21 protein-coding genes and 4 pseudogenes are annotated in these 23619 nt (G+C 58.4%); 6 read left to right on the plus strand and 19 right to left on the minus strand.

The window, feature by feature from the left end; genetic code table 11:
* Positions 1–213 precede the first annotated feature (213 nt).
* Positions 214–2397, plus strand: coding sequence for an ATP-binding protein (locus tag FHX14_RS32275; RefSeq protein WP_012556079.1), 2184 nt, complete (start codon positions 214–216; stop codon positions 2395–2397).
* Between the two features lie 419 nt (positions 2398–2816).
* Here FHX14_RS32275 and FHX14_RS32280 read toward each other — a convergent pair whose 3' ends face one another.
* From FHX14_RS32280 to FHX14_RS32300, 5 genes are all read right to left on the minus strand, one after another.
* Positions 2817–3143 (minus strand): hypothetical protein, encoded by a 327-nt coding sequence (locus tag FHX14_RS32280; protein ID WP_184381160.1) that lies wholly within the window; start codon positions 3141–3143, stop codon positions 2817–2819.
* Between the two features lies 1 nt (position 3144).
* The gene (locus FHX14_RS32285) at positions 3145–3504 is read right to left on the minus strand and encodes a hypothetical protein (RefSeq protein ID WP_184381162.1); all 360 of its coding nucleotides are present in this window, start codon (positions 3502–3504) and stop codon (positions 3145–3147) included.
* Positions 3504–4724, minus strand: coding sequence for an Nramp family divalent metal transporter (locus FHX14_RS32290; protein ID WP_003591014.1), 1221 nt, complete (start codon positions 4722–4724; stop codon positions 3504–3506). Before FHX14_RS32290 ends, FHX14_RS32285 begins: the two co-directional genes overlap by 1 nt.
* Positions 4721–5014, minus strand: coding sequence for a hypothetical protein (locus tag FHX14_RS32295; protein ID WP_184381164.1), 294 nt, complete (start codon positions 5012–5014; stop codon positions 4721–4723). Before FHX14_RS32295 ends, FHX14_RS32290 begins: the two co-directional genes overlap by 4 nt.
* Positions 5015–5386: 372 nt before the next feature.
* Positions 5387–6454 (minus strand): cyclic nucleotide-gated ion channel, encoded by a 1068-nt coding sequence (locus FHX14_RS32300; protein ID WP_184381166.1) that lies wholly within the window; start codon positions 6452–6454, stop codon positions 5387–5389.
* 840 nt (positions 6455–7294) lie between these two features.
* Between FHX14_RS32300 and FHX14_RS32305 the strand changes: the two genes are divergently transcribed.
* Both FHX14_RS32305 and FHX14_RS32310 read left to right on the plus strand, forming a co-directional pair.
* Entirely contained in the window at positions 7295–7651 is a 357-nt protein-coding gene (locus FHX14_RS32305) for a hypothetical protein (protein WP_184381168.1), read from the plus strand.
* Between the two features lie 425 nt (positions 7652–8076).
* Positions 8077–9096, plus strand: coding sequence for an ATP-dependent DNA ligase (locus FHX14_RS32310; RefSeq protein ID WP_184381170.1), 1020 nt, complete (start codon positions 8077–8079; stop codon positions 9094–9096).
* A 261-nt stretch (positions 9097–9357) separates the two neighbouring features.
* On the opposite strand, the pseudogene trkD reads toward FHX14_RS32310, so the two are convergent.
* Positions 9358–9633: pseudogene (gene trkD, locus FHX14_RS32315) on the minus strand (potassium transporter Kup); the annotation flags it as partial.
* A gap of 242 nt (positions 9634–9875) precedes the next feature.
* On the opposite strand from trkD, the pseudogene FHX14_RS32320 reads away from it, so the two are divergent.
* A pseudogene (locus tag FHX14_RS32320) lies at positions 9876–10505 on the plus strand (LysR family substrate-binding domain-containing protein); the annotation flags it as partial.
* Positions 10506–10532: 27 nt separating this feature from the next.
* Here the strand turns inward: FHX14_RS32320 and FHX14_RS32325 are convergent.
* The 3 genes from FHX14_RS32325 to FHX14_RS32335 all read right to left on the minus strand — a co-directional run bounded on the left by FHX14_RS32325 (position 10533) and on the right by FHX14_RS32335 (position 13425).
* Positions 10533–11141, minus strand: a complete 609-nt coding sequence (locus FHX14_RS32325) for a J domain-containing protein (protein ID WP_184381172.1) — start codon at positions 11139–11141, stop codon at positions 10533–10535.
* Positions 11142–11453: 312 nt separating this feature from the next.
* The gene (serA, locus tag FHX14_RS32330; RefSeq protein ID WP_179611269.1) at positions 11454–12692 is read right to left on the minus strand and encodes a phosphoglycerate dehydrogenase; all 1239 of its coding nucleotides are present in this window, start codon (positions 12690–12692) and stop codon (positions 11454–11456) included.
* A 361-nt stretch (positions 12693–13053) separates the two neighbouring features.
* Positions 13054–13425: a hypothetical protein gene (locus FHX14_RS32335; RefSeq protein WP_003591024.1), complete on the minus strand. Its 372-nt coding sequence runs from the start codon at positions 13423–13425 to the stop codon at positions 13054–13056.
* Positions 13426–13575: 150 nt separating this feature from the next.
* Here FHX14_RS32335 and FHX14_RS32340 point away from each other — a divergent pair.
* Positions 13576–14074, plus strand: a pseudogene (locus FHX14_RS32340) (SOS response-associated peptidase family protein).
* Here the strand turns inward: FHX14_RS32340 and FHX14_RS32345 are convergent.
* From FHX14_RS32345 to FHX14_RS32370, 6 genes are all read right to left on the minus strand, one after another.
* Positions 14071–14283: a hypothetical protein gene (locus tag FHX14_RS32345; RefSeq protein WP_348625876.1), complete on the minus strand. Its 213-nt coding sequence runs from the start codon at positions 14281–14283 to the stop codon at positions 14071–14073. The pseudogene FHX14_RS32340 and the gene FHX14_RS32345 overlap by 4 nt on opposite strands.
* 192 nt (positions 14284–14475) lie before the next feature.
* The gene (locus tag FHX14_RS32350) at positions 14476–15657 is read right to left on the minus strand and encodes a M20 aminoacylase family protein (RefSeq protein WP_184381174.1); all 1182 of its coding nucleotides are present in this window, start codon (positions 15655–15657) and stop codon (positions 14476–14478) included.
* A 73-nt stretch (positions 15658–15730) separates the two neighbouring features.
* Entirely contained in the window at positions 15731–16510 is a 780-nt protein-coding gene (locus FHX14_RS32355) for an amino acid ABC transporter ATP-binding protein (RefSeq protein ID WP_184381176.1), read from the minus strand.
* A complete protein-coding gene (locus tag FHX14_RS32360) occupies positions 16507–17463 on the minus strand; it encodes an amino acid ABC transporter permease (RefSeq protein ID WP_012556088.1) in 957 nt (318 codons plus the stop codon). Before FHX14_RS32360 ends, FHX14_RS32355 begins: the two co-directional genes overlap by 4 nt.
* The gene (locus FHX14_RS32365; RefSeq protein WP_184381178.1) at positions 17460–18350 is read right to left on the minus strand and encodes an ABC transporter substrate-binding protein; all 891 of its coding nucleotides are present in this window, start codon (positions 18348–18350) and stop codon (positions 17460–17462) included. Before FHX14_RS32365 ends, FHX14_RS32360 begins: the two co-directional genes overlap by 4 nt.
* A gap of 35 nt (positions 18351–18385) precedes the next feature.
* Complete coding sequence (locus FHX14_RS32370; RefSeq protein WP_184381179.1) at positions 18386–19366, minus strand: nitrate ABC transporter substrate-binding protein; 981 nt, start codon at positions 19364–19366, stop codon at positions 18386–18388.
* A gap of 102 nt (positions 19367–19468) precedes the next feature.
* On the opposite strand from FHX14_RS32370, the gene FHX14_RS32375 reads away from it, so the two are divergent.
* Positions 19469–20794 carry a PLP-dependent aminotransferase family protein gene (locus FHX14_RS32375; RefSeq protein ID WP_184381181.1) on the plus strand — a complete coding sequence of 442 codons (1326 nt, stop codon included), beginning with the start codon at positions 19469–19471 and terminating at the stop codon, positions 20792–20794.
* An 86-nt stretch (positions 20795–20880) separates the two neighbouring features.
* Here the strand turns inward: FHX14_RS32375 and FHX14_RS32380 are convergent, their stop codons facing one another.
* From FHX14_RS32380 to FHX14_RS32395, 4 genes and pseudogenes are all read right to left on the minus strand, one after another.
* On the minus strand, positions 20881–21180 hold the full coding sequence (locus tag FHX14_RS32380; protein ID WP_184381183.1) for a DUF982 domain-containing protein: 300 nt from the start codon (positions 21178–21180) through the stop codon (positions 20881–20883).
* Between the two features lie 82 nt (positions 21181–21262).
* Positions 21263–21739: an Hsp20 family protein gene (locus FHX14_RS32385; RefSeq protein ID WP_184381187.1), complete on the minus strand. Its 477-nt coding sequence runs from the start codon at positions 21737–21739 to the stop codon at positions 21263–21265.
* Positions 21740–21972: 233 nt separating this feature from the next.
* Positions 21973–22089: pseudogene (locus FHX14_RS32390) on the minus strand (allophanate hydrolase); the annotation flags it as partial.
* Positions 22090–22202: 113 nt separating this feature from the next.
* A complete protein-coding gene (locus FHX14_RS32395) occupies positions 22203–22583 on the minus strand; it encodes a response regulator (RefSeq protein WP_348649281.1) in 381 nt (126 codons plus the stop codon).
* Between the last annotated feature and the right edge of the window lie 1036 nt (positions 22584–23619).

The following is a 23619-nucleotide window of genomic DNA, read 5'->3' on the forward strand; positions in this document are numbered from 1 at the left end:
ATTTCCCAGGCGGTCGCCTTTGCGCCGTTCTCGCAGAATTCCATGGGGTGAGGTTTGGCAGGCTTGGCCCAGGCGCAGCTGACGCACATATAGCCTCGGCCTTGTTTTGATCAACAGCCAAGGTTGTGACAGCGTCAGAGCGACTGCTGGACCAGCAAGATGCTTGTGATACTTTGGAGCCAATTCGCGCCCTTACACTCCCGATGGTAGAAGATGACCTCATCCACGTACCTGCCTGCCGAGCGACTTCAGCAGATCCTCGACAGTGCCGTCGATACCGGCATCATTATCTTAGACCCGCACGGAATCGTCGTCAGTTGGAGCAAAGGGGCCAGCAATCTGCTTGGCTGGACTGAAGATGAGATGGTGGGAAAGACTCTGCTCGAGATTTTTCCCGCGCATCAGGATGCCGCGGGTTTGCTCGCCACCGAACTTGCCGATGCAAAGGCAAACGGCAAGGGTGGCGGCGAGGGGTGGCGATTTCGGAAGGACGGGAGCAAAATCTGGGCGGTTGGTGAAACCACGCCGCTGTTTGCCGATGGCGAAGGCTTAATCGGTTTCGTAAAAATTCTCAGAGATCGCACAAGGCAGCGGCGGACCGAATCCGCTCTGCGCGAGCGCACTCGTGCGCTGGAGGTTCTTAATCGTGCAGGAGCTATCCTGGCACGCGAAAACGATCTTGAACGGCTTGTTCAGGCGGTGACGGACGCAGGCGTCGAACTGACGGGGGCGCAATTCGGCGCGTTTTTCTACAACCTCGTCGATCACGCCGGCGAAAGCTACATGCTCTATTCGCTAGCGGGCGTGCCGCACGAGGCGTTCTCCAGCTTCCCCATGCCTCGCAACACGGCCGTATTTTCCGCAACATTCAAAGGGGAAGGCATCGTTCGGTCAGATGATATCACGCAAGATCCTCGTTATGGACAAAATGCTCCGTACGCGGGGATGCCGGAAGGGCATCTTCCCGTGAGGAGCTATCTCGCAGTCCCTGTCATTTCTCGAACAGAAGAGGTGATTGGAGGGTTGTTTTTCGGCCACGCTGATACCGGCGTGTTCAGCGAGGAGTCGGAACGGGGATTGCTCGGTCTTGCCGGTGAGACGGCTGTTGCCATCGACAACTCGCGGCTTTTCGAGGCTGCACAGCGCGAACTGGAGGAACGACGTCGCGCGGAAGAGGCTCTGAAGGAGCTGAACGCTCATCTCGAAGATCTTGTAATCCAGAAGACGGATGAGTTGACCCGCAATGCCGAAGCCTTACGGCAAGCGCAAAAGATGGAGGCGGTTGGGCAGCTGACCGGTGGCGTCGCGCATGATTTCAATAATTTGCTACAGATCATTGTTGGAAATCTCGACACGCTGTTGCGAACTCTGCCGGCTGAGGCAACCCGGCTTCGCCGCGCTGCTTCGCAGGCGATGGGCGGTGCCGAAAGAGCGGCGGCGTTGACCCAACGGCTCCTCGCCTTCGCCAGGCGCCAACCGCTTGATCCGAAACCTGTCGACGCCAATAGCCTTATTCGGGGGGTGTCGGACCTTTTGCATCGAACGCTGGGAGAAATTTACGAGGTGGAGATCGTTCTTGCAGGCGGCCTTTGGAAAACTGAAGCAGATCCGAATGCGTTGGAAAGTGCCCTTCTTAATCTGGCCATCAATGCACGGGACGCGATGTCGGATGGCGGGAAGCTCACGATCGAGACCTTCAACGCGCACCTGGATGAAGCCTATTCAGCAAATCATGCTGAAGTGGTTCCGGGACAATATGTTGCAATATCTGTCTCCGATACTGGATCGGGGATGGACGCAGAAACCGTCGCTCGCGCTTTCGAGCCTTTTTTTACGACCAAGGATCAGGGGAAAGGGACGGGGCTTGGCCTAAGCCAGGTCTACGGCTTCGCCAAGCAATCGAAAGGACATGTGAAGATCTACTCAGAGCTTGGGCAAGGGACAACCGTCAAGATCTACCTGCCGAGGCTCCTATCGGGGCATGTTGATGAGGAAGCCATTGCCCCGCTCCCACTCCCCGAGGCGGCTGTCGGCGAGATCATTCTGGTGGTCGAGGATGACCCCGACGTCCTGACCTATTCTGTGGAGTCATTAAAGGAGCTCGGTTATCGCGTCTTGGAAGCCAAGGACGGTCCAACGGCATTGCAGGTTCTGGCGTTCAACCTACCGGTGGATCTTATATTTACCGATGTCGTGTTACCCGGGGGCATGAGCGGCGCGGATGTGGTCGCAAGGGCGAGAGAACTTCAACCGTCGATCAGGGCCCTGTTCACGACCGGTTATTCTCGCAATGCCATCGTCCATCAGGGCCGGCTCGATAAGGGGGTCCATCTCCTGCAGAAGCCATTTGCACTCGCAGATCTCGCGTTGCGCATCAGGAACGTGCTCGATCGGTAGCATGGGGCGGCCATGTAGTTTCTTTTAGCCGGTTGGCGTTTCGCCCATGGCGAACACCACCGCATTTCCTACTTTTCGCGCAAGCCTGGTAGGAAGCAAACCGCAAACCGCATAGTGGGTGCATCCTCGAAACTGGCGGCTGAACGAACATCAGGTTCTTGCGCCCGAGCGGCGTGGCCCCCAAATCGGTTCTCAACTTGTCGAGCGTGGTGTGCGCTGTCTGCCGTGTAATGCCCGTCATCGCTGTGAACGCGCATAGAAAGGCTGTCGTCCTTTTTGCGGAATAGTGAAGTCCGAAAAGGCGGCGGAGGTTGAGTCCGATGATCGTGCCAGCTCGCTCGATAGTGAGTCCTGTCGCCATCGTCGTGCTCGGAAGCTGCCGTCGACAGATGCGGTTATGCCGGCTGACACCGCAACGGCTATTTCTTCAAATGGCTGCCGTCCAGCGGGGCAAGTTCCGTTTCGTCGCAAAGCAGCCTCAACTCGGCTTTGCCGAGTTCGATTTGATTCCAGCGTATGCGATAGCCGCAATGCCTCCGGCGGAGGTGAAAAAGATCGAGTAGCTCTATACCTAATGGCGATGCAGACATTCGCTTCATGGCGGCGTATAGGCCGACATGGAACTCGGTTATAACAAGATCTGGCCCGTCTTGTTCGGCCCGTATCGCTTCGATATGGCCAATCGTTTTGCCCGCTCTCGATGAGACGGCCCGGCCCAGAAGCAATTCGATATTGATCTCCACCATTTTAGGCTCCGGGAATTTTACCCACCACTCTTTCTCGCAGCCAGTCTTGCCAGTCAAAAATCGCGGTGTCTTTCACGGCCGCGTTCAACTGAACGTCAATCCCAATCCCGTAGACAGCGCTCCACGCCACGCGATGGGGTCTGGAGTGTCGATCACCGCCAAGTTTGGTGGCAAACCAAGTTATCCATCGCTGTGGTCGGTGACCAAGTCGACCGGCCATCGCAATAGCGCCGACTTCTATCGCGACCACGCGGGGAGGGCCATCTTGGCGCAGTTCGGCGACGATGCCGTCTACCTTGCCCATCTTCACGCCGTCGCGGTCGACCAGTTGCTTGTCCAGAACATCATGCAGCAAATCCATCACGTGCCTCCGAGCAGCTCCAGCGGGATGGTCACAATCGCCAGGACAGAGCCCAGAAGAATGATCAAGACGACTGCCGAATTAGAAATAATGCCGTTCCCATGTTTTCCAACATATCGCTCATCATTCATCAGGAAGAGAAACGGAACGACTGTCAGCGGGAGCGTGGCAGCAGTCAAAGCCATGGACAGAATTGTCAGATTTAGCGGATCGACCCCAAAGGCGATCGGGATGGCCGCAAACAAAAGTGCCAGCGTGTAGGCAGCACTGAATCCTGGGTCTTCACTCGGTTTGCGGTCTTCGCCCCAGTTCCAACCCAGTCCCTGAGCCGCCAGGTATGCCTGCTGCAACCCAACTTCCAGGATCGCGCCGAAACAGGCGATACCCAAGGAAGCAACAAATAACCAGTATCCCCAAAGGCCAAACACGGGGACCAGCATGGTCGGCAACTGATGGTAATCGGTAACTTCATCCACCCCATTCGGAGCCAGCACAAGGCCGGCAACGATCAGCACGGCGATCGATATTGTGCCGCCAAAGCTCATTCCAAGTCCTGCGATGATGCGATTGGTGCCTAGATACGTTTTGTCCCACCGGTCTTCGACGGCTCCAGATGAATAGAACAGGAATAGGTAGGGTGATATCGAGGCGCCGAGAATGCTGACGGCCATAAACCAGTAGCTGGCGTGGTCATGCTGCGGCATGCTTGGCAAAACACTGGCGGCCACCGTCTTCAAATCAGGTTTAAGCAATACTGCCGCAACGACGAAACAGAGCGTCACCAACCCAAGGATGGAAACGCCTTTCTCGATGAAACCGAAAGTGCCCCTCCAGAGCAACAACCAGGCAATGAACGCAACGGCGAGCGCCCACCACTGAAAAGCGATGCCTGTGGCAAGCTCCAGGGCAACAGCCGTGCCTCCTATTTCGGCGGCAAGGACCATCAGATTGAGCAACAGAGTCGAGAGGAATGGAAGCAGGAAAAAATTGAAACCGAACCGCTCACGGATGCCATCCGAAATCGTATGGCCGCTCACCGCGGCAAAACGGCCAGCCATTTCAACAAGAAAAATGATGCAGATCGTGCCGAGCACGATCGCCCAGATGAGCTGAAGACCAAATGCCGATCCCGCTTGGGCAGCCGTCGCCAGCGATCCGATTTCAAGAAAGCCGCCAACACTCGTCACAATTCCAAGCGATATTTCCAATATCTTCTTCATGTGGAGCGTCTCGTACCTGAAGTCAGGCTGAGCCGATCGACCGCATCGTGCAGCTGCATTATCGTTCGCAGCGTGTCGTGATCTCCATGCGCAACCTGATTTTGCGCTTCCGCAAGTAGATTGACTATGTCGCTCACCGACCTCGTCAGTAATTCGCGCTTTGTCGGGTCGACGCCGTGGACAGTTTCGATTTCAGAAGCAGCACTTTCGACACTGCGCTGCATCGACTGCAAGGTCTGCTGTACATAAGCCTCCGGTAGCTGCTCCAAGTGCCAGCCAGTGAGCGCCATGCGGGCAGAATTCGAGCAGGAGGCAATAATTCTTGATTGCGCGCTGACTTGGTCAGTACCGGAAGAGGAGCAGCCTGATAGGGCTGCGACCAAGCAAAGAACACCTACGTGGCTTTTCGAGAAATTCCGACGGTCCATGTTTGTTCGGCCAGCGCTTTATTGCCTTCACCGTAAAACGCAGGTCCAATGAGCATGTTCCTGGCATGCGTCGTATGCCGTGACAGGTCCGAAGCTTGTCTTGTTATCAGGAGCGATCGGCGCTGCCATCGCCAGACCAAAACCCGCTGAGGCTCTAATCCCATGAAAGTTCAGTGGCGGGTCAGTCACGTAATGCTCACCGGCCGCGGCAATGCGCAGCCATCGGTTTATGGATTATTCCTTGGGCGGCCCGCCCCGCCGCTCCAGCGCCGTCTTGCGGATGGCCTCCGCGATCTCCGGACTACTGCTTGACAATATCTGGAAATCCACGGCGTAGAGCGACAGCAGCGATACCTCGGTTGCTGCGCTGACCGTCGCTGAGCGAGGGTCGCCGCTGACCAGCGCCATTTCGCCAAAGAAGTTTCCGGCACCGAGTTCCACTGGATGGTCGGGTGTCGCCACGGTGACCCGCCCCTCGACAATGAAGAACATCTGATCGCCAACATCGCCTTTGCGGCAGATCACGGCACCTGCGGGGACAATGCGCGGTCGCAGCGCCCGAACGATCTCGATCAGTGCAGCGGAACCAAGCTTCTGGAACAGGGGTACGGCGGCGACCAGCTGCCAGTTGCGAACGAAGTCCTGGCGGCGAACCTCTTCGTAGAAGCCGGTGGCGAGGATGCCGGCCCAAAGCGCAAAAATGCCGATGCCGCTCATCATCACCAATCCGGCCAGCACCCGGCCTGCCAGGCTTTGTGGGATCTCGTCGCCGTAGCCGGTCGTCGACAGCGTCACGACCGCCCACCACATCGCCTGCGGAATGCTGCCGAACTTATCGGGCTGGACGTCGCGCTCGATGACATAACCAGCCAACGCAGCGCCAAAGAGAACGATGCCGAAGACAGATGTCACGCCAAGCAGATTGCGCGATTCATTCGCAACCACCTTTGCCAGCAGCCTGAAGAAGGTCGAGTCGCGCAATGGCTTGAGAAGCCAAATGGCGCAATAGAGGTCTCGATCACGGGACCCAACGAACAAGAATGCAGCAGCCGGAACCAGAACCGCGAGCAAATCAATCACGAGGGCCGGCATCCCGCCCGACAAGCGGTGTCGCCGTGAAAGCAATGTGCCGCTCAATTGGAGGACATAGGCCAGCCAAATTGCTGCAAGTAGCAATTCAAAGACAAGCCTCTCCTGTGCAGTAAGGCCCTGCGTCGTCAGTGCGGCAACGACCAAGAGACCCACTGTAGCGAACAGCACGTTGAGCGGCGTCGAAATCTTTGAGAACGGCACTGCCGACATTACATACTCCCAACCCCCGGCATTCGTGAACAATAGATACCTTCGAGCCACACGCAAGGGAACGGGGACTGATGCAATGTGTCTTCGCCCCAAAGAGTTTGGCAGCCGGATTGCGTTACAACGTCTCACAGGGAATGAGGATCATCCAAATGGCGAAGGGATGCTCCCGACCGGGCGATGTCGCGTTGTTCGTGGACGCCTGAACAAGGCGCTTGCTTGTCACGTCAGGCAGTTGCGCCGGCCACGGCTTTCCACTGCACGATGCGGCCATGTGCGTAGGCTTTCGGGGTCAGCTCTTGCGTTTCGTGGGAACACCATAACTAGAAGCCAAAAGCTGGCGGCAGGCTGTTGAGGGTATGGAGTGGCAGTGCGGTAATCGTTATTTCCGATGTATCAGCATTTACCAAACCCATCCGAGAATTCTCCAAGCCAATGGCTCGATCACGCGTCCGATAGCGCACCAAACTGCAGTCCTGAGGAACCTGGCAGCGGCGCCGTTGTTTCGCTGGGAACATCAACAGGAGGTCTACTGTGGAAAACGTTATCGACGTCGCCTTCCACGTCACCTGGGACACACCGTTATTTGTGCGGATAGGTAACGGCTTCCGCGAACGGATCGATGGCAAATTCCTCCGTTGGAGGACGTATCTAGTGCGGCGGGGGGACGGTCCAACCCCATCTTTCGGTGGCAGGTTGAAGCTCTTTTTCACAGTCCTACGTGTTGGAGGATGGAAGGAGTGCTTGAATGAAGAAAGAGCTCGAAAAGCCCGACTTTAAGACGATGTCCGAAGCCGTGCAGGCTTGGTACCGCTTCTATGTGCTGCACTGAGAAAGATGCCAGTGACGGTTCTCGATGTCGACGGTGATGACGGCGCCGCCGAGAAGCAGCGTGATGCTGGAACTGGCTCGGACAGCCGTGCGAAGGAGATCAGTCAGCGCGTTCAGTCTACCGCAGAGAAAGCCGTTGAAACCCAGGCTGTGCTGGGGGAGAGCCGCGAGGCTGTTGGTGAGCTTCATATCAGCGTCCGCAAGAAGGATGCTGAGCTCCAGAAAGTGCTGACCGAGACTTCAGAGAAGGGGCACGATCTCATGCCTTCGCCGGCACAACCGAAATCATCACATCGCGTGGGCGTCTGCCAGAAAATGATGCCGATCTTCGCATTCTTGTGCCCGTCAGCGGCACCGAGCGATCGATGACAGCTGCCGAATTTGCTTTAGTCGTTGCGAAAGCCACCGGATCGATAACACGGCCGTCTACTTCCGGGAGACAAGGCAGGCAACAGCAGTTTCGAGCGCGAGCGATGTAACCGACACTCACAGGGCCGCATTTCGAAAGCTCGATCAAATTGCTGCGTTTCACGGTGTTGATATCGACAAGGTGGTGTAGACAGGCTCCACCCGCCGGCGATTTATGTGCGCAAACGCGGGAGAGCTCTAAACTGGGACAATCGGACAAGGGGGAGCCCTGGAACCTTCGCCTGCGGTTGGGCATTGCCGTTGAAAGCCCATCAACAGGAGGTATCGGCGCTGCCAAGCGACAGAAGTTTCGGAAGATTATCGTTCGGCGAGCGGCGGCTGGAGCAGCTTTCACTTCTTGCCAAATCCTCGAGGACGACAGCGTGATGGCTAAGCGTGCATCAAGCGATCGGGCGTTCGGGCTACCGCTCGATATCCAGCCCATGGAAGCCCGCTCAGCGGACGACTTACCAGATGACCGGGGCTGGCAGTATGAGCCCAAATGGGATGGGTTTCACTGTCTGGTGTTCAAGGAAGGCAGCGCCGTGGACCTGCGGGCGAAATCGGGGAAACCACTTGGACGCTATTTTCCCGAGATCTCAGAATTCTTTGCAAATCTGTCGCTCGAGCGCTTCGTGGTCGACGGGGAGCTTGTGATCGACATCGACGGGAAGCTTTCATTCGACGCATTGCAGATGCGCCTGCACCCGGCCGAAAGCCGCGTCCAGAGGCTGTCCGCCGAAACCCCTGCGAAGCTGGTTCTGTTCGATATGCTGATGGGCATCGACGGTATTCCGATCCTTGATCAGGACTTGGAGTTTCGCCGCGCTGCCTTGGAGGCGTTCGCAAAGGATGCCGTTAACCAAGGGCGTTTGATCTTGTCGCCCTTCACGCGCGATCGGATTGAAGCAACACGGTGGCTGTCGGCATCTGGTGCTGATACCGATGGTGTCGTGTGCAAGCGCGTTGACGGGCTCTACCTACCAGGCGAACGGGCAATGATGAAGGTGAAGCGGTTGAGGACGGCCGACTGTGTCGTCGGCGGTTTTCGGTATGAGAGTGACAGCCACTTCGTCGGCTCTCTTCTCCTCGGTCTTTACAACGATCAGGGCGACCTCGACCATGTTGGCTTCACGTCCACGATCACAGACGCCGAGCGGCCGGAACTGACGTCGAGGCTTGAAGCGCTGCGAGGCGGGTCGGGCTTTACGGGCAAAGCACCAGGTGGGCCAAGTCGATGGAGCACAAGGCGGTCGTCGGAGTGGGAGCCCCTGACGCCAGAACTTGTTGTCGAAGTGCGTTTCGACCATGTGACCGGCCACCGCTTCCGGCACGGCACCAAGCTTCTTCGGTGGCGCCCCGACAAGCGGCCGAGGCAGTGCAAGTTTGAGCAGATCGAGCGATAACGTGGCAACAGGCGCAGGCACTTGCGGACCCGGCATCCTCACCTTCGAGGACTGCAGTCTACGCCGATGGCCTGATCGGCGACCGCGTGCCGGATCTGCCCGACGAGGTCGGCACGCTATGGCCCCGAGATGTTGCGATTATTTTCCAACGCCACGGCGGAAGCACAATACTGCGAACCTCAAATGTCGGCTCGGAAACGGCCTCGTTTTCGGTTGAAGTCGGAGACAAGGATAGCTTGCTATGCTCAGATTCACGCTGGGCTAAATAACCGTCTGCAGGCCAAGCTCGACGACACGGCCGCTGGGAAGCCCGAAATAATCTGTGGCATTGCCGGCGTTCTGGGCAAGGGCGATGAACACCCTGTCCTGCCAGAAGGGCATCCCTCCCTTCTTCGACGGCAGGATCGTTCGGCGCGACAGGAAAAAGGACGTCGACATGATATCGAACTTCAGCCCGAGCTTGCGAACGAGCGCGAGCGCACGGGGGATGTTCGGCGTCTCCATATAGCCGAAGGTAATGACCAGTCGAGAGAATAGGGGGACCGCGCCCACAGCCGAGCGGCGGATGGCAATTGCCACAGGATGATGAGGTATCAGTCGCAGGTCCAGGTCAACGTTTGTGATCCTGTGGTAAGGCGCGCGAAAGCGGCTCACAGTGCCGGCCGCCCGACACCTATCGCGCCAATGGTAGTAACCGGCTGTGCGTCTCGCGGTCCAAAATCGTCCTGCTAGACTTGACTGACAGTGTTCGCGGTAACTTTTGCTAGATTGCCTGGTTGGTCGCCGGCAAAACGGCACGAGAGATTGCGATCGGTACCGTCTATCTTCCACGATCGGCATGCTGCCGTCCTTCCTCCCACGCATTGCCCGCAAATATCCCGATATCCGCCTGCATATCGAAAGTGGTACCACCGATGGCATCATCCGCCATATCGAGGCAGGCCGCATCAATCTCGGCTTCATCCGTCCGGTGGAGCGGCTCCTTACGCTTCTTCTCAATTGCCCATGAACGTTATCTCCTGGCCGTTGCATCCCATTGTCCGCCAAGAGCGAGACCGGCATCGACGAACTCAGGGAAGAGAAGATCATCTCCTTCTCCCGCCAAAACCCTCCTACAGCGAGTGCTATTCTGCGGAAGAATTCAAGGAGCACGATCTGAGCGGCAATATCGCCTACACCCGTGGCGGCACCTTCTCGCTGTATCGCTTGTCTCCGCCGTGCTTGGCATCGGTTTCGTGTCGGAATGGACGCAGGATCTGCCGAACCGCGGGTTCGAGCTGAAGAAGGTGAGGGGTGTCGGTTTCAAGATCGGGCTCGGGGTCGCCTGGAACAGGGAAGACCCAGCCGCCTCGCGTGTCGACATCGTCGATATTGTACGCCCGCTCGAGCGGCCGGGTAATGGAGCCTGAGCCGCTGCTCGCCAGCGCTCTTTTTGTTCAGCAAAAGCCGTTCAATTTGAGGATCTTATAGGCGTCGATCGCAGCCCGAAGCTCGTCCTCCGAATTCCGATCTCCGCTATTGGCGTCAGGATGGTGCATCTTTAGCTCCTGCTTATAGCGGCTTCTGATTTGCTCGGGGCTTGCCTCCGGCAGAAGGCCGAGTGTTTCGAACGCTTTGGCTTCCAGCACTTTCAGCTTGCGCCGTTGGAGATCCGCTCTTGCCCCCTGACGTTCTGCAGCGTTTCTGCGGGCATTCATCGCCTTTGCAGAACCAGATCGGACCGTGAAGGGGAGCGCTGCCTCCGCCGGCTGACGGATCCTGCTTCCCCATGTCGGACGGGCGCCGCTTGCCGCTTCTCTCTGATAGCGAGCGACGACAGGATCGGACAGATTGCTCGCAAAATTGTAGCCTCTGCCATAGTCCTTCATATGCTCGGCACAGAAGAGCAGATACAATCCCTCTCCATCCCGTCCAACGGGAGCGCGGTGAATGCCGCCCTTTTGGCACCCGTCCCATTGGCATTTCGGACCATCCGGCTCCCGGTTCGAATCTGGCTTTTTGCGGAGAGGTCGCAAACCAACGAATATCTTGGAATCTGAATTCATCGCGCCTTATATCGCGGCTTCCGTGACGCTAACAAGGCAAAGGCAAGGCGAATGCAGGACGGGCCGTCTGCTGAGAGGATGGCTGCGGATGGCCGCCTCCGCCTCAAAACGGAACACGATGGCGCGGGGCAGTCGGTCCAGCTTGCGCTAACACGCCAACTCCTGCGGCTGCCGTCCCTCGCGCCCTCGTGTGACGCGAATTCCCACTTTCCCGCACATTTGGTGCAGGTGCTAGTTCCGATAAAGGTTTCTGCGAGTTCAGCTCTAACAGCTATATGAGAACATTTGGGCGAGTGATAGCTCCCACCGGCGTCAATAAACCAATCGGGCCCGTATCGTTCCTGGAATCTGGCGAAGCGCATTCAGTATATCATCGGCCGTCTGGCCGACGCCCTCGACTTCAATGACCACGTAACCCATTTCGCCGTGTGTCTGCAGGAACTCTCCGACGATATTAAGTCCACGCGACGAAAAAATCGTGTTCAGACTGTTTAGGATGCCAGGACGGTTCTCATGAACATGGATGAAACGCGTGCCGTTTGGACGTGGCGGCAGCTGAACCTGGGGAAAATTGACCGCGCCTAGAGTAGAGCCTACGTCGGAATACTCCACAAGCTTCCTGGAGACTTCCCCGCCGATGCGCTCCTGGGCTTCTTCGGTCGAGCCGCCAATATGCGGCGTGAGGATGACATTTTCCAAACCCTGAAGCGGCGTTTCGAAACGCTCGTTGTTTGATGCTGGCTCCTTCGGGAACACGTCCACCGCTGCGCCTGCGAGGTGTCCTTCCTTCAAAACCTTCGCAAGCGCTTCGAGATCCACCACGGTCCCGCGGGAGTTATTGATGAAAAGCGCTCCCTTTTTCATTTTGCGCAGCTCGGCCTCGGCTATCATGTTTTGCGTCGAACTGGTTTCGGGAACATGCATAGTCACGAAATCCGAGATTTCGAGAAGCTCGCCGAGCGTGGCCATCGATTCTGAATTGCCGTGGCGAAGCTTGTCTGAAGGATCAAAATAGCGCACGTTCATGCCCATGCTTTCCGCAAGAACGCTAAGCTGCGAACCAATGTTGCCGTAGCCCACGATGCCAAGCGTTTTTCCGCGCACCTCACGACTACCAACCGCGGATTTGTCCCATCCGCCTTCATGGGCGGAAGCCGAACGTGGGAAAATCCGCCTGGTCAGCATGATGATTTCACCGATTACAAGCTCTGCGACTGAGCGCGTATTCGAATAGGGCGCGTTGAACACGGGAATCCCGCGTCGGCGGGCCGCGTCCAGGTCGACCTGATTTGTTCCTACAGAAAAGCAGCCGACGGCCATGAGCTTCTTGGCGGAGCTGAAAATTTCCTCTGTGAGCTGCGTGCGTGAACGAATTCCGATGATATGCGCTTCGGCTATATGACTTTTGAGATCCTTGTCATCCAGGGCCTTCGGCAAGTGAGTGAGATTGACATAGCCGGAAGACGCAAAGTAGTCCACCGCGCTCTGACTGATCCCTTCCAATAGGAGGACCGAGATCCGATCACGAGGAAGAGAAAGTTGTCCGGTCATTGAATTGCCTTCGATTCTCGAATTCTATTGCCGAGGCCGCTTGTCCCACACAAAGCTCACCACCGCCGCAACATGCCTTAGCGACCATCCAATGGACAGCGCAAGAACAAACTCAGTTCCGTCGACAGACATGAGGTTCTGTTGTCGCGATTCAGTTGTATTCGCGCGACCATCCGGGTAGCGCGACGATCAGGATGAGACGCTTGAAGAGGTTGTGATGCAGATGCCGGTTTTGAAAACGCCGGCGAAGGGGTGATTGTCTCGATGTCGGATTGGGATGAGGCGCGTCGCGGATAGATCGTCGCCCTCATCCCCGGTTTCGAGCCTTTGAATTCAGCGCGAAAGGCTCTGGTGCGAAGGGCTACTTGGCGACATGCCAAACGCCGCCGACGCCATCGCCGGTCATATCGCCGGGCTTCTTGTCTCCGGCGAAGGTGTAGAGCGGCTTCCCTTCGTAAGCCCACATCTCCTTGCCGTCGGCTGCCTTGACGAGTGACCATTCGCCTTCGACCTTGGCCTTGGCGGCGGCGTGGAAGGCCGGCCATTTCTTCAAGCAGGCCTCGTCGCAGTTTGATTTGCCCATGGCGTCCTTGTCGAACGTATAGAGTGTCATACCTTTGGCGTTTGCCAGGATCTTACCCATCTTCGTGTCGACCATTTTGGCCGGTTCCGCTGCAAAGGCCGAAAAGACGGTTGCAGCCAACAGGCCCATGGAGACGATCAGCGTTTTCATGATTACCTCCGGTTCGGGAGTGCCAGCGGGATGCTGGTAGCGTCCGATGTGAGCAAGAAACGCTCCGGCGAGGCGGCGGTTCCATGATCTGACTGACGGCGACACGTTCGGATTTGTCCTGTGACCAGCAGAGCCGGATATGTCCCGATCATTATGAACGCGACCGTTTTCCAGCCCGATGCCCGCTCGACGCGCGCCGCGTCATCATCAGGTGCCATGACTGCGATATTGAGATGGTTGAACTGCCATGGGGGCTGCGTCCCCGCAACGGCGGCCCGCGCGCTGTCAACGTTGTCCGCTCGGAAGGACGGACCTTCCGGACCCACCGCTGCCTGATCCCGGCCTCGGAGTTTCGCCACAAGAACTTTAGTTTTTCGCTCTCCAATGGCGACCGGTTCTATTTCGCGGGGATTTGGCGGCCGGCGGCCGACGGCTTGCCGGAAGCCTATGCCATCCTGACCATCGAGGCCTACGCCGATATCGCGCCGTTCCACGATCGGCAGATGGCGGTGCTGACACGCGACCAACGCATGGCCTGGCTGGACGGACTTGTCCCCGAAGAGGAAATCCTGCGGCCACTGCCGGCGGGGGCTTTCCGGGTCAAACGCCACGCCGGCGCTTCTATATCCGGCCGATGCTGGCGGTCTAAAGCGCAAGCCGCAACTGCGGCTCCGCTGAAGCGACGCGCCGCTCCAGCGGCGACAGCGAGACGCCGAGCAGGCGGATGCCGTTTCGGGCCGGAAAGATCGGGGTCAGCAGCAGGCTAACGATCTCCTCCAGGTCGGCGATGGCCGACAAAGGTGCCGGAATCGTCCGGCGAGATCTGTACCGAGCGAGGGATCTCGCTGCCATCTTCACTCGTCATCCCGTGCGGCCGATACACCGTCAGTCGTTCTAATCAGCGTACACGAAGTGTGCGCCGATTTCAGGCGCTCAAGCAAAGCAAGTAGCCGATGAAAACTGCCGCTAGCGAACTGATGAAATTGGTTTCGTTCCCCGGGACTGGTCGCCTGCCAAGCTGGCGGGCTCAAGGCGACGGTCGAACGGCGCCTATTCATCGAGATAGCGTTCGGTCAACCGCGCCCACATAGCGGCACCCGCCGTCAGGCTTTCATCCGCGAAGTCATATCTGGCGCTGTGCAGGATCGCCGAGTTGACACCATTACCGAGACGGAGGAAGGCGCCGGGCTTGTGCTCGAGGAAATGCGAGAAGTCTTCACTGCCCGGGATGAGACCGCAGGTTGTCACCCTGTCGGCGCCGACCAGTTCCTCGGCGACCGTCCAGGCAAATTCGGTCTCGGTCTCAGAGTTCACGACGACGGGATGGCCATGGACGTAATCGATCTCCGCCTTGGCGCCGAAACCTTCGGCAATGGATTCGGACAGCTTGCGGATGCGCGTTTCCAAAAGCTCGCGCACTTTGGGATCGAAGGAGCGGACGGTCATCAAGAGCTTGGCATTCTCAGGAATGACATTCGATGCTTCGCCGCTGTGGATGGCACCGACGGTCACCACGGCAGTCTGCGTCGGGTCGACGCTGCGCGACACGACGGTCTGCAGTGTGACGACGAGGTGGCAGGCGACGACGACAGGATCGATCGTCAGATGCGGGCGTGAGGCATGGCCGCCCTTGCCGGTTATCGTGATCTCGGCCGTATCGGCGGCCGCCATCAGCGGGCCGGTGCGCATCAGGAAAGTTCCTTCGGGGGCGCCCGGATGATTGTGCAGGCCGTAGATCACGTCGAAAGGAAAGCGCTCGAAGAGGCCATCGGCGATCATCGCCGGGGCGCCGCTGACCGCACCTGCCTCTTCGGCCGGCTGGAAGATCAGCGTCACGGTGCCGTTGAAGCGGCGGGTCCGGGCCAGATATTCGGCGGCGCCCAGAAGCATAGCGGTATGGCCGTCATGGCCGCAGGCATGCATCTTGCCCGGCACCTTGCTGGCATGGTCGAGACCGGTCTGCTCCGTTATGGGCAGGGCGTCCATGTCGGCTCGAATTGCGATGCTCTTCTTGCCGCTGCCTACAATCATACGGGCAACGACGCCATGGCCGCCGACATTTCGTGTCACATGGTAACCCCAGGCCTCCAGCTTGTCGGCGACGAAACGCGCGGTTTCGGCTTCTTCGAAGGAAAGCTCAGGATTGGCGTGCAGGTGACGGCGGATCGCCGTCAGCTCGGCTTTGGCAGGCTCGAAATCCGAAAGGTTGGCATAGTCGTTCGTCAGGTGCATGGCGGTTCCGGTCTTGCATGGAGCCGCCGCCGCGGCTGCGGCAGACGGCTGAAAGGAGGAGGAAGATGCCGCGCTAAATGAAGCGCGACAGGAAGCTTCGGGTGCGCGGGTGTTGCGGATTGCCGAGCACATCCCCCGGCTTGCCCTGCTCGACGACCTTGCCGCCGTCCATGAACACGACGCGGTCGGCCGCTTCGCGGGCAAAGCCGATCTCGTGCGTGACGACGATCATTGTCAGGCCCTGATTGGCGAGATCGCGCATGGTGGCCAGCACTTCGCCGACGAGCTCCGGGTCGAGCGCCGAGGTTGGCTCGTCGAAGAGCATCAGCTTCGGCTTGATCGCCAGTGCACGGGCGATTGCCACGCGCTGCTGCTGGCCGCCGGAAAGCTGACGGGGATAGCTGTTCGCCTTGGCCGAGAGGCCGACGCGTTCGAGCAGACGTTTGGCATTTTCCGTCGCTTCCTTGCGAGTTTCGCCGTGGATACCCACCGGTGCCTCGATGATGTTCTGCAGCGCCGTCATATGCGGATAGAGATTGAACTGCTGGAACACCATGCCGATCTTTCGGCGCTGAAGCGCGACGGCGTGAGTAGAAAGCTGCACCAGCTTGCCCTTGCGAAAGTTGTAGCCAATCTGCTCGCCATCCACCTCGATCGATCCCTGCTTGATCGTTTCGAGGCGGTTGATACAGCGCAGGAAGGTCGACTTACCCGAACCCGACGGCCCCAAGATGACGACAACTTCGCCTGGAGCGACGTCGAGATCGATGCCTTTCAAAACCTCGAGCTGATCGAAGGATTTGTGGACGTTGCGGGCGCGCACGAGCGGCTCGATAGTCGCGGTCGCGTTCATTGGCTCGCCTCCTGTGCGGCAGCAAGTGCCGGTGCCGGCACGGCGGCTTCCTTTTCGGCCTTGGCGGTGCCGGTGTGCCGGTCACCGCGGCCGTAATAGCGCTCGATATAGCTCTGCCCTATATTCAGCACCGAGGTGATCAGCAGGTACCAGGTGACGGCGACGAGCAGCATCGGGATGACTTCGAAGGTGCGGTTATAGATCGACTGGACCGAGTAGAGCAGGTCGGCCATGGCAATGACGCTGACGAGCGAGGTCGCCTTGATCATGCTGATCAGCTGGTTGCCGGTCGGCGGCACGATCGAGCGCATCGCCTGCGGGATGATGATGCGGCGAAGCGCTCTCGCGCGGGTCATGCCGAAGGCTTCGGCGGTCTCGAACTGACCCTTGTCGACCGACAGCAGGCCGCCGCGGATGATCTCTGCCATATAGGCAGATTCATTGAGGGCGAGGCCGGCAATGGCGGCAGTCATCGGGCTGATGACGGAATTGGTGTCCCAACTGGCGAAGGTCGGTCCGAAGAATGGGATGCCGATCGACAGTGTTGGGAAGAGCGTTGAAAGATTGTACCAAAAGATCAGCTGCACCAGCAGCGGTGTGCCGCGGAAGAACCAGATGAACAGCGAGGCAAGCGAGCTTGCCAGATGGTCCTTCGACATGCGGGCGACGGCGAGCAGCAGGCCGAGGACGGTGCCGATGATCATCGCCACAACGGTCAGGCCAAGCGACACGTAGAGGCCGCTGACGACGACAGGATCGAAGAAATACTGGGCGACAACGGGCCAGCCGAAATTTTCGTTTCCGGCAACCGACCAGGCGAAGTAGGCGGCTATTGTCAGGACCACAACCCAGGCCGCGACACGACCAGCGGGGAAGGGCTTGTGGGCATGTGCCACATCCCGTACTGCCGCATCGCCGGGTGGCGATGCGGTGGTTTTGATATCAGTGCTCATTTCGGCAACGTCCCGCCGAGGTTGATGCCCGGCTCCTTGATGATGTTGTTCTCGAGGCCCCACTTCTTCATGATGGCGGCATAGGTGCCATTATCCATCAGAAGCTTGACCGCGTCACGCAGCACCGGGCCGAGCGGCGAGCCTTTCGGAACGACGGCGCCCTGGTAGAGCGCTTCGAAGCCGTTCTTCTGACCGACACCGGTGAGCTCCAGCTGGCCATTGGACTGCGACACGAAATAGGTGAGCGGCGCCTGGGAGGAGAAGAAGGCGTCCGAACGCTTCGATCGAACAGCGAGGATTGAGCTCGGTTGATCGGTGAAGGACTGGACTTCGATCGGATCCTTGCCATCGGTCTTGCACTTCTCGGCCTGGACCTGGATGACCTTTTCCGCCGAGCCGCCGGCCATCACGGCGATACGGTTGCCGCAGGCGGTGTCGAGTGAGGTGATCGCTTTCGGATTGCTCTTTTGGACCGCGAAAACCACGAATTCCTGGACCCAGTCGATGAAGTCGTTGGCCTCTTCGCGGCTCTTGAAGTCGCCGACGGGGCCGAAGGCGAACTGGTAGCGGCCGGAATTGACGCCGGCGAGGAGGGCGGGCAGGCCGCCGACCGTCTGATGCTCGATCGTGACGCCAAGCACCTGTCCGAGCGCATCGGTCAGGTCGGCGCTGGCACCGGTCATCTCGGTGCCGGTGACGATCTCATAGGGAGGGAAGGAACCGTTGTTGACGGAAATCATCTTGCCGGCGGTGCGGATCGCCTCCGGCAACTTGGCCTTCAGCTCCTCGTTGACCGAGAGTTTCGGCAGGCTTGCGTCTTCGGCGAAGGCTGCGCCGGAGAGCATGACGCCGGCGAGCGCAACAGTGGTGATTTTCTTTAATTGCATGGTCGTTCCCCTTTTTTGATTGGCGTTTTCGGGTGTCAGGCGGCGGCAGCTATCGGCTTGCCGTCGATATCGAGCGGAAACAATTCTTCCGGCGTCATCAGCCGCGGCAGGATGCCCTGCGCGTGCAGTTCACCCGCGAAGTCGGCGATCATCTTTCGGTTGGGCGCAAAACCGCTCGCGTCCCAGCCCTGCGGCAGTTCGGCGGCGCATTTCAGCAGTTCGTCGAACATGAAGGGCGTCGTCTCGGCATACTTCCGCCGCTTGGCAAGCCACATGCGCTGCGATTCATCGACCAGCCGGCTGAGCTCCTCGATCACCCAAGGGTGCTCGGCGGCGATGACCGACTTGATGCCGATGAGGTGCATGCCGGGCACATATCCTACTTGGTCGAAATAGCGACGCTCGGCGCCGCGAAAGTCGGATAGCAGCTGCCGGAAAGGCGATCCGCTGGCGAAATAGCCTTCGGGCATGAAGGGTGTGAAGATCGCGTCGAGCACCCCTTCCGTCAGCAGTTCGACCATCGGGCGTTCGCCGGGGGCCGCTTCTATGCGGCCGGGGCGGCCGAAACCGTCGAGGCGGTCGACGATCGGATGCGCCTCGGTCAAGCGGCCGGCGTACCACCTCGCATCTTCGACCTCGACGCCCTCGCGGCGGATCGCAGCGCGCGTCCAGGTGTTGCCGGAGTCGCGCCAGCCGGTCACGCCGATGCGCTTGCCGGCGAGATCGCCGAGTTCGCGAAGCTTGCTGTCCTTGGTAGTGACGATGCAGCGATGGCGGAAGCCACGCATGATGAAGTTCGGAATGCCGGTGACGCTGTCGTCGCCGTCGATGCGAAGCTGCGTGTAGCGGCTAAAGGACATTTCCGCGGCATCATAATCCTTGCTCCTGCCGACATGCGAGATCAGCGTGCCGACACGATCGACCTTGATGTCGAGCCTCAGCGACGAGACGTCACCGAGAACGAGTGGCGTCATATAGTCCCAGTCACGAAGGGCGAGGCGGAGCATCAGCGGCATCGGAATTTCTCTTTAAAAAAGCTTGTTTTCAAAATGGGTAAATGTTCAAATCGGATTGATCAAATGTTATTACGTTATTGACCATTAAAAAGCAGCGCGAAAATGAATGAATTTCGGGACGCAGACTGGTTTGCAGACAAATTGAAAGATCGTACGATTCGCGGAATCGCGATCGAAACCAGCGCCTTGATCCGGGCCGGAGCACTGCCGGTGGGCACGAAACTGCCGGCCATCCGCGACCTGGCCTTTGCGCTCGGAATCAGCCCGGCAACCATTTCGGAAGCGTGGAGCGAACTGCGGCGGCAGAAAATCATCAGCGGCCGCGGCCGAAACGGCACCTGGGTGAGCGGCGACCGCTTCATTGCCAAGCCGGCGCGTCTGGCGAGCGTCGGTGATTACGGCGAGGGCGTTCTGGACCTGACGGCAGCAGTACCGGATGTCCGGCTGCTGCCGAAGCTTGCCGAGGCGATGTCCTATGGCGCGAATGCTGAGAATGTAAACAGCTACCAGCGCAGCCGCATTCTCCCCGAGCTTGAAGAAGCCGTCAGACGCTCATGGCCTTATCAGCCGGAAGCATTTCTCGCGACAAATGGCGGCTACAATGCCGTCTATACGCTGATCCATGCCCTCGTAACGCCAGGTGCTTCCGTTGCGATCGAAATGCCGACGGGCATGCGGCTTCTCGATATTCTCGAAGATCGCGGGGTCCGTATCCTGCCGGTCCAGTGCGATGACGAGGGACCTGTGCCGGCGTCGTTGGAAAACGCGATGAACTACCGGCCGGCCGCCTTCATCTTCCAGCCGCGCGTTCACTCCGTCACCGGCCAAAGCGTCAGTGCCACGCGAATGGAAAAACTTGGCGCCATCCTCAAGGATAGCGATACGCTTGTCGTCGAGGATGATGGGGTGGCCGACATCTCGTCGGCGCCGCGCCACTCGCTCGGCACACTTTATCCGGACCGTGTCATTCACGTCCTGTCCTTCTCGAAGACGCACGGGCCGGACCTCAGGCTCGCCGTCTTGTCCGGTTCGCGGGCAATGATCGAGCAGATCCAGTCCTACCGCGCCTTCAGCGCCGGATGGACGAGCCGCATCCTGCAATCGGCGGCGGCCTGGCTGCTGCGCGATCCGGCAACGGACGAGACGCTCTTCCGGGCGCGCGACCTCTACGCCAAACGCCGTGCGGCACTGATCGATGCGCTCGCCGAGCGCGGCGTCGAGGCTGCCCATGGAGGTGGTCTTTGCGCCTGGGTCCCGGTGTCCTCGGAACCGTTTGCGCTGGTCACGCTGGCGGCGAGGGGCATTGCCGTTCATCCCGGAGCGAAATTCTCGGTTCTGCCGAGCAGCCACCTCCGTGTCGCGACCGCCAATTTGACCGATCGCTGCGAGGAAGTCGCCGACGGCATTGCGCTTGCCGCCGTGCACTGATGGGGCGTGGCTCGCCGGGCGCATGCGAAAGATTGCAACCATGGTTTATGCTTGTCTGCCGGATCACAGACGATGGCGCAATGAGATCATCGCAGGTGCGGGTCACTGCCGTGCCTGTTGCGTGATGTCACCACGGCACTGATCTGGGGAGCGAGCAGATCGTGTTTCTCAGCAAAAGCGACAAACACGCTACGGGCAGTCTCCGCCTCTATTTCGCCCGCAAGCGCTGCCTTGCAGGTTTTTACGGCAACGGCATGAGCTGGATCATCATTCAGATTTGGCCATTCCAGCAGAAGCCGATAGGCATGCATGACTGTGGAGACCCGCGTCGGAATACCGAGACCGAGCAGAACCGTTACAGGTGTTCTAAACATATCGGGTTTCATGGCGCACTCCTTTCAAAAGCCCGATTGTTGAAGAGAGGGTAGGCAGGGCGCTGGTTCCCAGCGCCCTGCGATGATCAAGCCCTCAGGCGGCTTTCTGAGTTTCGATCTGCGGTGCACTCGCTGATTTTGCAAGTTGCGCATTCGTCCGAATATCGATCTTCCGCGGCTTCATCGCCTCGGGAATTTCTCGAACCAGATCGATGGACAAGAGACCATTGGTTAAATCAGCACCGGAGACCCGGACGTGATCGGCCAATTCGAAACGGTGTTCGAATGGCCGGCCGGCAATCCCGCGATGCAGATAGCTTTCACTTTGCGTTTCGCCTTTGTTTCCGATGATCGTCAACAGGTTTGACTGGAATGTGAGGTTGAGATCATCCTGCGAGAAGCCGGCGACGGCGACAGTGATGCGATAGGTGTCCTCACCCGTCTTGATGATATCGTAAGGCGGCCAATCGCTGATGGAACGGGCCCGCTGCGCATTCTCCAGAAGGTTAAAGACCCTATCGAAGCCAACGCTCGAGCGGAAAAGCGGTGCATAGTCGTAAGATGTTGCCATAGCCATATCCTCCTTGAAGCAACATGGGTACGAAGACGCCGGACGACCGACGCCTTTGCTGTCGCTGGCCCTTGTAGCATCCAGCGAAAATTATCTGGTTTTCGGAGTTTTTGGTTTCAAGGCATCGATGAGGAAAAATTTTCGGGAATTTTCTTGGTCCTTTGACAGGGGCACGGCCAATCTGTTCAAGGCCCGGGATTTGAGAGCCGGTTCAACATCTTAGACTTACGGCTTCACGCTATTTCCTCTTTAAGTATTTTCACGGGCCGATGCCATTGGATCAGCACGACGCAGCCGGTATCGCTCCAGACGGAATGCTCGCTGCAGGGCGCATTGACGATGAGGCTGCCGCGTCGCGTCATTGGCGAAAGGGGTCGAATTTAAGCGTCCTCCATCGGCGTGATTTTCGGTCTGCACAGAGACAGGCCAGCGAAACGGCGCTCGCGTTTCTGCCTTGCAGACTTCATTGTGGGGACGAGACTTCTTGTCGATGTTCGAATTCGATTAGGAGCTTGAAGCATGTCATTAGGTGCTCAGTCGCGTATGGTTTGCTGAGAAATCTAAAGCGTTGTGGTAGCAGCGACTGTCGCAGATTTACGACCCCGGACGTCATAACAATCGCTAGCTTTGGCCATCTTGCATGAACGCGCACCGCGAGTTGGACACCATCTATCGGGCCTTTCATATTAACGGATGTGAACACCAGACTGACGTCGCACCGCTTTTCTAGGATCTCCAGCGCATCTGCGCCACTAGAAGCTTCGATTGTCCCATAGCCGGACTTTTTACACGCAGTTACCGCCTCTGCGCGGATGCCCCGGTCCTCTTCTACAATCAGGATCACGTGTTTTTGATCACGGCCGTCTAACAAAATGATTATCCAGCAAAGAGTTTAGCGCCGAAAGCATCAAATCATCAATGTTGCGCCGCAGCAACTGGATATTGGCATGCCATGCGATTAAACGGTAGCAAGGAGCGGCAGCGAGGGGGTGTCCCCTCCCGCGCGACTTCGCGAAAGTCGGCTTGATCCAACAGAATGGCTCTCCCCGGGCCACCGTCGAGCCTAATTACTGCTTTGACGTATCATCGGGAAAGCTCCTCCCGGAAGAGCTGTTGATATGGATACCGGCCGCGCAAACAGTGATCCGAGATCACCGCATCAGGTTCAATACGCTGCAACGGGATGCGCTCGTTTGTTCCTCCCGTCGGCAACCCCAGTCGCAAAGGCTCAATGACAAATATTACGCCCTGGCGGGTGGGTCGGAGTGCTTGCGAAAAACGCCTAGTTACAATTTATGCAGACCCGACAGGTAGCAATACTTCTTCATCATAGCTGCGCTGCAGCATAAGCGCTGGTGAACGATAATGCCGTGCGCATGATGAGTTGATCGAAGCCATGCACCTCCCGCAGTGCTTCGAATCAGGCGCCTCGCTCCACCTCCCAAGGGGACGCCTGAGGGAACAACGGCATCTTCTCCTAGTCGCTGATCGGTTCTGTATTAGAGCCTGCCGCACGGGAGGCTCTTTCATTTTCCGTTCGGCATCAGACACCGCGGGGGAGTTCAGACATTGTTGCCTTCCCCGGGGTTTCGTCTCCTGTCAGCTTTGGATCGCGCCGATCGCCCTGGTTTGATAGCGACTGAGCCGCTCGAGAACCGCAGAGATATGACGAAGAATGTTCTGGTGGGCTCCGCGTCGCCGGAGTAAAGGCCGGGCATGTCAGGAGTTAGGAGTTTAACGCCGACATTCGAACCCCAAACACGCCACGCTTAAAGTTTAAGACTGTTAGAGCGGAATCCGATCATATTGCATCGTATCCAGCTGCAGCGAAATAGTTCTGGCACTCGTTTGGGGTGAAGAGGTTGAGTAACCGGCCTATG

Origin of the sequence: Rhizobium sp. BK619 (genome assembly GCF_014195245.1) — a bacterium.
Lineage (GTDB): Bacteria > Pseudomonadota > Alphaproteobacteria > Rhizobiales > Rhizobiaceae > Rhizobium > Rhizobium acidisoli.

Bases quoted from the DNA above. Each gene is read 5' to 3' on its own strand.
- FHX14_RS32285 (WP_184381162.1), bottom strand. From the start codon at position 3,504: ATGGATTTGCTGCATGATGTTCTGGACAAGCAACTGGTCGACCGCGAC.
- FHX14_RS32300 (WP_184381166.1), bottom strand. From the start codon at position 6,454: ATGTCGGCAGTGCCGTTCTCAAAGATTTCGACGCCGCTCAACGTGCTG.
- FHX14_RS32310 (WP_184381170.1), top strand. From the start codon at position 8,077: ATGGCTAAGCGTGCATCAAGCGATCGGGCGTTCGGGCTACCGCTCGAT.
- FHX14_RS32275 (WP_012556079.1), top strand. From the start codon at position 214: ATGACCTCATCCACGTACCTGCCTGCCGAGCGACTTCAGCAGATCCTC.
- FHX14_RS32295 (WP_184381164.1), bottom strand. From the start codon at position 5,014: ATGGCGCTCACTGGCTGGCACTTGGAGCAGCTACCGGAGGCTTATGTA.
- FHX14_RS32355 (WP_184381176.1), bottom strand. From the start codon at position 16,510: ATGAACGCGACCGCGACTATCGAGCCGCTCGTGCGCGCCCGCAACGTC.
- FHX14_RS32380 (WP_184381183.1), bottom strand. From the start codon at position 21,180: ATGAAACCCGATATGTTTAGAACACCTGTAACGGTTCTGCTCGGTCTC.
- FHX14_RS32370 (WP_184381179.1), bottom strand. From the start codon at position 19,366: ATGCCGCTGATGCTCCGCCTCGCCCTTCGTGACTGGGACTATATGACG.
- FHX14_RS32335 (WP_003591024.1), bottom strand. From the start codon at position 13,425: ATGAAAACGCTGATCGTCTCCATGGGCCTGTTGGCTGCAACCGTCTTT.
- FHX14_RS32280 (WP_184381160.1), bottom strand. From the start codon at position 3,143: ATGGTGGAGATCAATATCGAATTGCTTCTGGGCCGGGCCGTCTCATCG.
- FHX14_RS32375 (WP_184381181.1), top strand. From the start codon at position 19,469: ATGAATGAATTTCGGGACGCAGACTGGTTTGCAGACAAATTGAAAGAT.
- FHX14_RS32385 (WP_184381187.1), bottom strand. From the start codon at position 21,739: ATGGCAACATCTTACGACTATGCACCGCTTTTCCGCTCGAGCGTTGGC.
- FHX14_RS32360 (WP_012556088.1), bottom strand. From the start codon at position 17,463: ATGAGCACTGATATCAAAACCACCGCATCGCCACCCGGCGATGCGGCA.
- FHX14_RS32350 (WP_184381174.1), bottom strand. From the start codon at position 15,657: ATGCACCTGACGAACGACTATGCCAACCTTTCGGATTTCGAGCCTGCC.
- serA (WP_179611269.1), bottom strand. From the start codon at position 12,692: ATGACCGGACAACTTTCTCTTCCTCGTGATCGGATCTCGGTCCTCCTA.
- FHX14_RS32365 (WP_184381178.1), bottom strand. From the start codon at position 18,350: ATGCAATTAAAGAAAATCACCACTGTTGCGCTCGCCGGCGTCATGCTC.
- FHX14_RS32290 (WP_003591014.1), bottom strand. From the start codon at position 4,724: ATGAAGAAGATATTGGAAATATCGCTTGGAATTGTGACGAGTGTTGGC.
- FHX14_RS32325 (WP_184381172.1), bottom strand. From the start codon at position 11,141: ATGAATTCAGATTCCAAGATATTCGTTGGTTTGCGACCTCTCCGCAAA.